General features: G+C 37.4%; 14 protein-coding genes. 4 read left to right on the top strand and 10 right to left on the bottom strand.

All coding sequences use genetic code 11. The annotated features are described in order from the left end of the window. Window positions 1-241: hypothetical protein (locus AKA01nite_RS09350; RefSeq protein WP_222592504.1), on the top strand; the 241-nt coding region annotated here is incomplete at its 5' end. Between the two features lie 77 nt (window positions 242-318). Here AKA01nite_RS09350 and ccpA read toward each other — a convergent pair. After that, window positions 319-1,320 (bottom strand): catabolite control protein A, encoded by a 1,002-nt coding sequence (gene ccpA / locus AKA01nite_RS08865; protein WP_146924967.1) that lies wholly within the window; start codon window positions 1,318-1,320, stop codon window positions 319-321. Between the two features lie 196 nt (window positions 1,321-1,516). Here ccpA and AKA01nite_RS08860 point away from each other — a divergent pair, with 196 nt between their 5' ends. Continuing rightward, window positions 1,517-2,614, top strand: a complete 1,098-nt coding sequence (locus AKA01nite_RS08860; protein WP_146924966.1) for a M24 family metallopeptidase — start codon at window positions 1,517-1,519, stop codon at window positions 2,612-2,614. A 90-nt stretch (window positions 2,615-2,704) separates the two neighbouring features. Here AKA01nite_RS08860 and AKA01nite_RS08855 read toward each other — a convergent pair whose 3' ends face one another. The 3 genes from AKA01nite_RS08855 to AKA01nite_RS08845 form a co-directional block, all read right to left on the bottom strand. Then, window positions 2,705-3,217 carry a DUF421 domain-containing protein gene (locus tag AKA01nite_RS08855; protein WP_146924965.1) on the bottom strand — a complete coding sequence of 171 codons (513 nt, stop codon included), beginning with the start codon at window positions 3,215-3,217 and terminating at the stop codon, window positions 2,705-2,707. Window positions 3,218-3,402: 185 nt separating this feature from the next. Next, window positions 3,403-3,939, bottom strand: coding sequence for a YtxH domain-containing protein (locus AKA01nite_RS08850; RefSeq protein ID WP_146924964.1), 537 nt, complete (start codon window positions 3,937-3,939; stop codon window positions 3,403-3,405). A gap of 45 nt (window positions 3,940-3,984) precedes the next feature. Further along, on the bottom strand, window positions 3,985-4,395 hold the full coding sequence (locus tag AKA01nite_RS08845; protein ID WP_146924963.1) for a DUF948 domain-containing protein: 411 nt from the start codon (window positions 4,393-4,395) through the stop codon (window positions 3,985-3,987). 166 nt (window positions 4,396-4,561) lie between these two features. On the opposite strand from AKA01nite_RS08845, the gene AKA01nite_RS08840 reads away from it, so the two are divergent. After that, window positions 4,562-5,443 (top strand): mechanosensitive ion channel family protein, encoded by an 882-nt coding sequence (locus AKA01nite_RS08840; RefSeq protein ID WP_146924962.1) that lies wholly within the window; start codon window positions 4,562-4,564, stop codon window positions 5,441-5,443. 83 nt (window positions 5,444-5,526) lie between these two features. Here the strand turns inward: AKA01nite_RS08840 and cbpB are convergent, their stop codons facing one another. The 4 genes from cbpB to racE all read right to left on the bottom strand — a co-directional run bounded on the left by cbpB (window position 5,527) and on the right by racE (window position 8,078). Next, a complete protein-coding gene (gene cbpB / locus AKA01nite_RS08835) occupies window positions 5,527-6,006 on the bottom strand; it encodes a cyclic-di-AMP-binding protein CbpB (protein ID WP_146924961.1) in 480 nt (159 codons plus the stop codon). A gap of 104 nt (window positions 6,007-6,110) precedes the next feature. After that, the gene (locus AKA01nite_RS08830; protein ID WP_146924960.1) at window positions 6,111-6,635 is read right to left on the bottom strand and encodes a metallophosphoesterase family protein; all 525 of its coding nucleotides are present in this window, start codon (window positions 6,633-6,635) and stop codon (window positions 6,111-6,113) included. Between the two features lie 15 nt (window positions 6,636-6,650). Then, a complete protein-coding gene (locus tag AKA01nite_RS08825; protein WP_146924959.1) occupies window positions 6,651-7,262 on the bottom strand; it encodes an XTP/dITP diphosphatase in 612 nt (203 codons plus the stop codon). Window positions 7,263-7,265: 3 nt separating this feature from the next. Continuing rightward, complete coding sequence (gene racE / locus AKA01nite_RS08820; protein WP_246117018.1) at window positions 7,266-8,078, bottom strand: glutamate racemase; 813 nt, start codon at window positions 8,076-8,078, stop codon at window positions 7,266-7,268. 226 nt (window positions 8,079-8,304) lie between these two features. On the opposite strand from racE, the gene AKA01nite_RS08815 reads away from it, so the two are divergent. Beyond that, window positions 8,305-8,727, top strand: coding sequence for a DUF2507 domain-containing protein (locus tag AKA01nite_RS08815; RefSeq protein WP_146924958.1), 423 nt, complete (start codon window positions 8,305-8,307; stop codon window positions 8,725-8,727). A gap of 116 nt (window positions 8,728-8,843) precedes the next feature. Here the strand turns inward: AKA01nite_RS08815 and AKA01nite_RS08810 are convergent, their stop codons facing one another. Both AKA01nite_RS08810 and trxA read right to left on the bottom strand, forming a co-directional pair. Continuing rightward, entirely contained in the window at window positions 8,844-9,125 is a 282-nt protein-coding gene (locus AKA01nite_RS08810; protein WP_146924957.1) for a hypothetical protein, read from the bottom strand. Window positions 9,126-9,554: 429 nt separating this feature from the next. After that, window positions 9,555-9,866, bottom strand: a complete 312-nt coding sequence (gene trxA, locus AKA01nite_RS08805) for a thioredoxin (protein WP_146924956.1) — start codon at window positions 9,864-9,866, stop codon at window positions 9,555-9,557. Window positions 9,867-10,175: the final 309 nt, after the last annotated feature.

The following is a 10,175-nucleotide window of genomic DNA, read 5'->3' as shown; positions in this document are numbered from 1 at the left end:
GTTATTGCAACTACTTTTCTCCCTTCTTTCTCAAAAACATGTTGCCAAACCGTTATTGCAACTACTTTTTCCTCTTCTTTCTCAAAAACATGTTGCCAAACCGTTATTGCAACTACTTCTTCCTGCTTTTTCTCAGGGGCTTGTCACTATACTACTATCACGCATCCCTTCTCTTTCACTTACTTCAAAGAAAGTAATCTCTAAATCATTAGAGCCATTACTTGTGGTGCTTATGTGCTAAAAAGTAGTGTTCCCGTACGGACAACGTGATCCCTATAAACAGGAAAAAGCTGGAGGAAAGTCTCCAGATTTTTTTACCTACTTGACGGTCCCTTCTGTACCGATCGAGTAAGGTAATGTGATTGTTTTTTCATCTGTTTCTTCTTTGTTCATCAATTTCGTTAAAAGTCGCATAGCAACCGCACCAATATCATAAAGTGGCTGCTTGATGGTTGTCAGTTGCGGACGGCTCATGGCAGTCAGTTTAGTGTTATTGGAAGTGATGATTTCAAAGTCTTCCGGTACTTTAACACCACGATCCAGTGTCGCATTCAATACTCCTAAAGCTAATTCATCATCTGCAATTACTGCAGCTGTCGCGCCAGCTTTTTCTAACTGTTCGTAGACGACTTCTCCTACTTTGTAAGTGTATTCAGATTGGACCACTAGATCATCGTCATAAGAAAGCGATGCTTTTTCAAGTGCATTCTTGTATCCAGCCAAACGATACATACCATTGATTGGTTCTTCATGACTTTCGGAAATAAAAGCAACCTTCTTGTGTCCATTATTTATCAGTTTCGTTGTCGCTTCTTCAGTAGCTTTTTCATAGTCAATATTTACGCTGCCTACTTGTTCATCAGGGTCAACTGTTCCTGCTAAAACGACTGGCGTTCGAGAACGAGAGAATTCAGCACGTAATTCATCTGTGATTTTATTTCCCATGAAAATAACACCGTCTACTTGCTTAGCCAAAAGTGTGTTCAATACTTGCACTTCTTTTTCTTCATTTTTATCTGAATTGGCCAGTATGATGTTGTATTTATACATCGTAGCGATATCGTCGATGCCTCGAGCAAGAGATGAAAAGTAAAGATTTGTTACATCTGGGATAATGACCCCAACTGTTGTTGTTTTTTTGCTGGCTAATCCTCTTGCCACTGCATTGGGACGATAATCCAGTCGTTCTATAACTTCAAGTACTTTTTTTCTTGTTGTTGGTTTGACATTAGGATTTCCGTTGACGACTCGTGATACGGTTGCCATCGATACACTAGCTTCTCGGGCAACATCATATATTGTAATTGTTTGTTTATCCATAATTTAACTCCTTTAATAGAGAATTTTGTGAGCGCATACTTCTACCTTAGGATAACAGAGTCTACTACCAATTTCAATCAAAAGGAACACTTTCATGAAATTTTCTTTTCTGTTTTCAGAAAAGGCTTACTTGGCCTATACTCACGAGCATTTTTCTGATAGACTTGAATTACTTTAGAGAAAAGAAGGTTTTGTTATGACGTTAATAGACACAGTACAAAATCATATGACATCAAATCATATCGATTTGCTCTTTTTTGACGACCCTTTAACTGTAGATTATCTGACAGGCTTTGAAAGTGACCCACACGAGCGTGTCACCGCAGCGCTTATTCTTGTCGATAAAGTTTGGCTGATCGTTCCTGAGTTAGATCTATCTTCTGCTGAAGCGGTTGGCGGATTCGATCATATTATTTCCTATAAAGATGAAGAATCACCGTGGAAACTTTTAAAAGAAGCATTGCATGCCGCTTCGACTGAGATACAGAAAATCGGAATCGATGAGGACTTTTTAACTGTTTCACGTTACCATGCTTTGAAAGATATTTTCTCGTCTGCTGCTTTTGTTAATATGACCTCACTTATTCAGGAATTGAGAGTCATTAAACAGCCTGCTGAAATCGATCGAATGAAAGAAGCCGGTGAGCTGGCGGATAAAGCGTTGTCCATCGGTATGTCCGCTTTAAAAGAAGGCATCACAGAAGAAGAAGTTGTTGCGCTGATCGAATTTGAAATAAAAAAATATGGCGTCAAGGAAATGAGCTTTCCTACGATGGTTTTATTCGGAGATCACGCTGCAAGTCCGCACGGTACTCCGGGTAACCGTCAGCTCAAACCTAATGAATGGATCCTTTTCGATCTGGGTGTTGTTTACAATGGCTATACAAGCGATATGACACGGACAATCGTTTATGGAAAAGCAGATGAAGAAACTAAAAAGATCTATACAGTTGTCAAAGAAGCGCAGGAAAAAGCACAAGCCTTAGTAAGCCCCGGAGTGTCCGCTTTGGAAATAGATCGAGCTGCCAGAGCTCATATTGAAAATGCAGGCTATGGTGAGTACTTTACTCACAGACTTGGACATGGTCTGGGTAAATCCGTTCATGAATATCCTGATATCGCTCCAGGATCTGAAGTTCTCATCAAAGAAAATATGTGCTTTTCGATCGAACCGGGCATCTACATTGAAAACTACTTTGGCGTTCGTATCGAGGATTGCATTTATGTCACAGAATCTGGAGCACACCCGCTCACGCATACAACCAAAGATTTAATTGAATTGCCTGTAAAATAGTTCATGAAAAAAGGTTGGGAAAAAGGTCCCAACCTTTTTGTTTGTCTGTTTTTTACGCCTTGTAGTAATAGAGATCTGTTCTAATTACTTTTACTCATCTATAAAGACAAAATCTTTTTTCCTCAGGTTTCTTTCTTCGCGTTTGGACATGACTGTCAAGTTGCCGTCTGCTTCTAAAATAATAGCAGAAACACCTTCAAAAGAGACATAACCAGCTTTTCTTATCGCTTGTTTCAATTCATTTTTGTCTACTCTTTCTTTTTTCATCGTTTTATTCTGAAAAGCGTTATTGTAGTAAAGAAGTGCCGGTTCGGATTTCAGCAATTGACTTACCGTATCGGACCTGACTGATAACCAGGTAGCCACATGCTGGCATACAACCAGCATTGTAAAGGTCAACATCCCATTCCAGAACGCATTTTTATAATTTACGATGGTTGTAGCTAAAACAGACCCTAAAGCGATGGTGACAATGAAATCAAAAGCATTCATTTTGGATAAGGTTCTTTTTCCTGAAGCTCTTAAAATAATTACGATCGAGATGTAACACACGACAGTAAGAGCAATGACTTTTACCGCATCGATTGTACTGATGATTTGCATCTTGACCCCTCTTTCTTTCTGATACTTTTACTTATGTTGTTTCGCATTAAGTATTTCTTGAAGCTCAATTGCTTACGGTGATCTAATTTATTATAACACTATAACTTCTATTGATGCATGCAGAAGCTATTCGTGCGTAAAAAAAGGATGCGTTATCACCGCTCCTTTTTATAGTCGTATATTTCTTATTTATTTTCAGGATTAAAGTATGTGGCATCTGTTTTTACGTCTTTAGACTTATTTTCAGTTGATTTTTCTGAATCTAGTGTAGATTCTTTACTTACTGCCCGGCTAGTTGTTACCGGAACAGTGGGATCATTCTTCTTACCGGATTTTTCTTCATTATCCATCTGATTTTTCACTTTTTCTGCTGTTTCTTTTGCTTCCTGCTTGATTTTATTCAGATTTTCTTCTGTTTTGTCCATGTTTTTTTCGGCCTGCTCAGTTAATTCCTCATAGCTTTCTGAAGCTTTTTCAGCATACTCATCGCTTTTTTTACTGACAGAATCTTTCAATTCCATACCTTTATCTTTGGCTTTCTCAACATAATCTTTTGCTTGTTCTTTGGTTTTCAGTGTCTGCTGTTTGATATCATTGCGTACTTCTTTTCCAGACTTTGGAGCTAACAGCAGAGCAGTTAAACCAGCTACTGAAGCTCCGACGAACGTACCAAGTACAAATCCTTTGATTTCATACACTTTTCCTATCTTTTTTATGAACATAGCTAGAAATCTCTCCTTTTTTATTTTTCTCTGGTGAGTGATCCTTTATTTTCTTTTGTTTCTGCTCATTGTCGATCCTACTTTTTTTGCAATACCGATCGAAGCACCACGCTTAGAAGCGCTAGCTAAGTGAGAGCTGAGATTTCGCGTTGAATTATTCAGGCTCGATACAGATTCACCCAAATCACCCACAGCTTTGAATAATGGATCAGTCAGGCTTAATTTACCATTGACATCATCCAGTGTCACGTTGGATTTATTAAGTAATCCTTCCACTTCGATCAACAGTAAATCAGCATCTTTCGTAATCGTACTTAAACTTTTGTTTGCTTCTTCGACTGTCGTATTTAACTCGGAAACCATTTTAGCAACCTTGAACAGGACATATATCAAGCCTAAAACAAGGACTGCGAAAGCGATTGCTGCTATTAATGCTGCTATTTCTCCACCTGTCATAATTATCCCTCTTTCTTTTATTCTCTATAGGTAAAGGTTACCATTTTAAGCTTTAAAATTGCAACCGAGATGCTTTATAATGTCATTAAAAAGATTGTATCTTCTATAAATAATGTTAAACTGAACAGTACTGAGATTTTCAAATATCTGCGAAAGGAGATTCACTATGAGTGAACCTGGTAATACTATTGAAAATGTTGATGAAGAAGTAAATCTATTTTTGCAAAAATGGAGCGCTATTGACTGGCAAGAAGTCACTTGGTCTATCCTTTTATTGTTCCTGGAAATCATATTGGCCCTGATTGTTTTCTTTGTGCTGCGACGTATCGGTCGTTATGTTATTGAAAAAATATTTGCAAGATATATTGAAGAAAAACACACTGTTCCCAATCGTTTAAATACACTGCACAAATTGAGCAAGAATATATTCAATGCTGTTCTCTATTTTTTTCTCGTTTATACAATTCTAGAACTGATCGGTGTTCCTGTAGGGACTTTACTTGCCAGTGCCGGAGTTCTTGGTTTGGCCCTTTCATTAGGCGCACAGGGGTTTGTATCGGATATCGTGAACGGGTTCATGATTTTACTTGAAAAACAGGTAGACGTTGGAGATGTCGTTCAAATAAAAGGTCTTACCGGTACGGTCGAGGATGTTAATCTGAAAACAACGCAAGTAAAAGATTTCGATGGGACACTTCATTTTATCCCTAACCGTGAAATTACTATAGTAAGCAATCTTTCACGGGCTGATATGCGAGTGCTCATTCAAATCCCCTTGTATCCAGCTGCTGATTTAAATTTAGTAAGAGAAGCGCTGGATAATGTAAATCAGACAGCCATACCAGATTATGATGAAATCACGATTGCTCCAACTGAAATTTCCTTTGTTCCCATAGATCCTGGTCAGCTTGCGGTTCAAGTCATTATGTATACAGAGTCGGGAACGCAATACGCCATGCGTAATACTTTTTATGAAAAATATGTATCTGCTCTAGTGAACGCAGGTATTCGTTTGCCTAAACCTGCCCTTTTATTAAGCAAAGAATGAGCCTTTTATATTACAGCATTTGATTATAAAAAAGCATTCCAGCCCTTTATCGATTGGCTGAAATGCTTTTTATCTTTTAAATTTTATTGAATGACCGTTGCTTTTTCTGTCACACTGTATTTTCTTTCAAATTCGTGAGCGATCCGGTTCGTTCCTTTTAATATTTCACTGCGTGTGATGATTCCTTTGAAATAACCCTGGATATCGACCACAGTAATGAATGCGTGATGTACCAGTTTATTCAAGACATCTTCCAATTCAAAGTCTTCATAAACATAAGGATAATTCGTATCCATGACTTCTTCTACTTCGATTTCAGCCAATTTTTCAAAACGGACATCTTCTATATCCATAATAGCCTGCATGATCGTCGGCATGGAAATGAGTCCCTGCATTTTTGACTGATCATCCAGCACGGGTACAACTGCGTATTTATCTGTCGTCAGCAGTAAAAGCGCATGGTTCAGTCGGTTCTTAACCCCTACAACTGCTACTTGGTCGGCTGGTTTGACCAAAGTCTTTTCATCTTCAATTAAAAGTTTCTTTATTTTTTCGCCTATCATTTTTTCACTCCTTACAGAAAGCATCCTCATCGATCACTTATTTTAAACTCTCTGTATTTCCAGTTGATCAAGCACCCTCAATTTGATCAATTTGTTTAATGATTTCATTCTTTATTTAAAGAAATCTGTGTGCTTAAGTCTTCCTGAATATTATGATCCTGATCATAGAAAGTAAATGTCATGTTTGATAATTGATCATTTACGGTCAAGACTAAATATGTCCCCTTGTTTCTGTCTCTTGGCTGGGTGATACTCCCAGGATTGACGAATATAATGCCTTCTGCTTTCTCTACTTTAGGTTTATGCGTGTGTCCATAAAACACAATTTTTGCATCCTCTTTTTCGGCAAGGTCGCCAAGCGTTTGATAAGTACTTTTTATATTGTGCTGATGCCCGTGAACAAGGAGATAGCAAAGATCACCAAGACGCTCTACACGTAAAGGTTTAAATTTACTGGTGATATCCATATTTCCCCGTACCGTTTTGTATGTTTGCCATAAAGGATGAGTTTCCAGTAATTCAGAATCTCCACAATGGATCCATTCATCAGTATCTTCTTGATGGATCGAATAAATTTCTTCCATAAAGTATGTGTTGCCATGATTATCACTGACCACGACTAGTTTCATCTTGTACGTTCCTCTCTACTTATTATTCAACCATTCATCCAGATCACTTTCCAGCTTTCGCAGAGCATTTGCCCGGTGACTGATTAGATTTTTTTCTTCTTGAGTGAATTCCGCCAATGTCCGGTCCTTCTCTGGTATCAAAAACAGTGGGTCATAACCAAACCCTTGCTCGCCTCGGGGAACATCAGCAATCACCCCATCAAGTTTGCCTTCGATAACAAGTGATTTTTTTTCTGGATGAGAAAGAGCGAGTGAACAATGAAAATGTGCTTTTCTGTCCTTACCGCTATAATCAGCAAGTTCATTTAATAATTTTGCATTGTTTTTAGCATCGTTTTTCTCTTCACCGGCATATCTTGCCGAGTAAATCCCAGGCTGACCATGCAGTGCATCAACTACTAATCCTGAATCATCAGCCAACACAAGGGTATTTAATTCTCTGGCAATGGTTTCTGATTTTAAAAGGGCGTTCTCATTAAAAGTCGTTCCTGTTTCTTCTACATCTGTGATTTCTGGGAAGTCCAAAAGCGTCATCACCTGGTACCCTTTTTTGTTGAAAAGTGCTTCGAATTCTTTGGCTTTCCCTTTGTTTTTTGTCGCTATGACGATTTTTCTATTGGTTTCCATTTATTACTTCAACCTTTCCAATGTTACCTGTTTTAAATCAAATGCTTCTGTGCCCAGCCACTTTTCTACTATCATGCGAAAGATCTCTTCTGGTCCTGTAGTGAAGATATGCATATATGCCGGTCGATTATTTTTTGCTTCCAGTTTATTGTCAAGTAACACTTTTTTGACAGCATTGGATGTTACTGCACCAGAGTCGATCAGTGTGATACTTTCACCTAAAGTTTCCTGTATAAAGGTTGCCAGCAGCGGAAAATGAGTACAGCCTAATATAACTGTATCCATGTCTTCTGTTTTGAAATCGGCTAATTTATTTTCAACCATTCGTTTAGCTTTTTGTGTTTCATAGGCATTATCCTCTACGATATCTACAAACTCTGGACAGGCTAAACTTTTGACTTTGACTTGTTTATCCTCGCTTAATAGGGACTGATCGTAAAATTTTGAGTCCACCGTGCTTACTGTGGCGAGTACGCCGATTTCTTTGGAAGAAGAAGTCCCAACGGCCTCTTTACTCCCGGGCTTGACCACACCCATCACTGGTATGCTTACTTTTTTTCTAACGATTTCGAGCGCATGAGCTGTAGCAGTATTGCAGGCTATTACGATCATCTTAACATTCTTCTCAATTAAAAACTGCACCATTTCCAAGGTATAAGTAATAATTTCTTCTCTAGTACGATTACCGTAGGGGCAGCGTTTGGTATCCCCTATATATATAAACGATTCCTCTGGCAACCGCTTCTTCACAGCTTTTAAAACCGTAAGGCCCCCTACCCCAGAATCCAGTAATCCTATTGGTCTGTTTGTTATCATTATACAACCTCATTTTAATCTTTCTGTTAAATTTATACTCTTTCTGGCGTATTTATTTTCAGTCATTAACTTTTATTTGTATTTTATACTTTTTTGTAGAAACCTATTTTAAAAAAAGGTAAAATGGATAAGTATGTTTTGTCTCACTTTCTATTATAAAGAATTTCAGTTAAAAGTGAAAGACTAACCGTGAATACATTAGAGACTAAAAGTAAGAGGTGAAAATATGCAAACTGAGAATGAATCATTAACCTATTTGAATAGTTTAAGCCTCTTGAGAGATACTCTACTACCTAATCTACTTAAAGATAATGAAGCAGATATTCTGTATTTTGCTGGAAAAGAGCTTGCCCGTTCTCACGCGTTCGATTCTCTGGATGACCTTATCCAGCAAATGAACAAAAGATTTGCCGGTCAGCTGGTTCTTTCAAAAAAGACAAAAAAAGCCCTTCATTATGAGTGGTCCGGTTCATTTGTCTCTCATCGATTATCACATGAAACGAATGCGACTTTCTCATTAGAAGCCGGTTTTCTTGCGGCTGGCTATCAGCAGATTACGGATCATTATGCTGAAGCTACATATACCGTCCATCCAAAAAAATCTATAGTAACATTGTTACTGCAATCAGACACTAACTTTACTGATTGATCTCCATCCGCTGTTTGTTTGTGTGTTATTTTATATGTAATTAGAGAGATGTTATTTACGATACTGTCTATCAAAAAAAGAAGTGATTTATCTTTATATAGATAAGTCACTTCTTTTTATAAGTTCACATTCAGCTTGACGCTTTTAACTGTATCGGTTTCATCTTTACTTTGTCGGATAAAGTGTATTTCTTTTGCGTCCCACGCCATTAAATCATTGAAAGAATAGCCATTTTTGTGCAGGACCATATCGAGTGGACAATCCAGTTCACCATCAGCATTATACAGAATATCCTGATTCATAACTTCTAATTCCACTGTCTTTTCTCTACATACTATTAAATACCTGTATTTAACCGAATGGGCTCTATCAGACAGGTCATTTTTACTACAAGTCATAAAAATTACTCTCCAAACTGATTGATATAAATGGACGGAACCCTTAATGCATCATAATTTCACATACCTTTTTCCTTGATTATCATCATTTTATAGTACTTATGAATGAATGTATAGGTGGATTCAATTAATTACTGATTATAAACAGATAATGTCATAGAATAGTCACATTGCAGCATAGACTTTGCTTTTAACTTACTCACTCATGTATTGTTGTGATTTTTATTTTTATTTCCTTCATTTTTTTCAAAGTACCTTTCGATTTATGAATAGTTCGGCTGATTCCACGGATGCTTTGCTCTGCATGTGCCGAAGATGTCCAGATTCGGTTATTTCAATTTCATTTAACTGCGCTACCTGTCGAACCCCTTGCTGCAAATAAATAAAAAGAGAGTAAAGCTGTTAGTCTTTACCCTCCCTTGATGGTTCTTATTTGTGTTGTTCTAACTTAGACAAGATCTGTTCTTTGCTGTGATAGCCAACTAGCTTATCTACAACTTCTCCGTCTTTTGTTACAAGTAGTGTTGGAATACTCATGATTCCAAATTTACTTGGTGTTGCCTGATTTGCATCGACATCTAATTTATAGTAGTCGACGCTACCGTCAGACTCTTCATTTAATTCATCAATAACTGGAGACTGCATACGACAAGGGCCACACCATTCTGCCCAGAAGTCTGTTAAAGCTAAGCCTGAACTTGTTTCTTGATCAAAGTTTTTATCCGTTAACTCTCTTACCATTATGAATTCCTCCTATAATTTAACTAACTTATTAAAAGTAAGTTATTTATCACAATCATTAGTATAGCAAATTCTTTTACCATTGTCTACCATAGCGATTGGATTGTATGTGTAAAGTTATTGACGGAAAGTTATTCTAGAAATAACTAACACTCATTTTATTTGGCTCTTTCTCAATCGTTTCGTCGCTCTACGAGCGTCTTTAACGATTGAGAAAGAGAACTTAATTAAATAATTTTTGTAATTGACCTATGGGACTTGATGTAGCGCCATAATTAGCTATTCTTCCTAATTTAACACCCATCGAAG

Source organism: Alkalibacterium kapii (genome assembly GCF_007988865.1).
Taxonomy (GTDB): Bacteria; Bacillota; Bacilli; order Lactobacillales; family Carnobacteriaceae_A; genus Alkalibacterium; species Alkalibacterium kapii.
The sequence above is the reverse complement of the archived record's forward strand: the minus strand, read 5'-3'. Positions and strand labels throughout refer to the sequence as shown.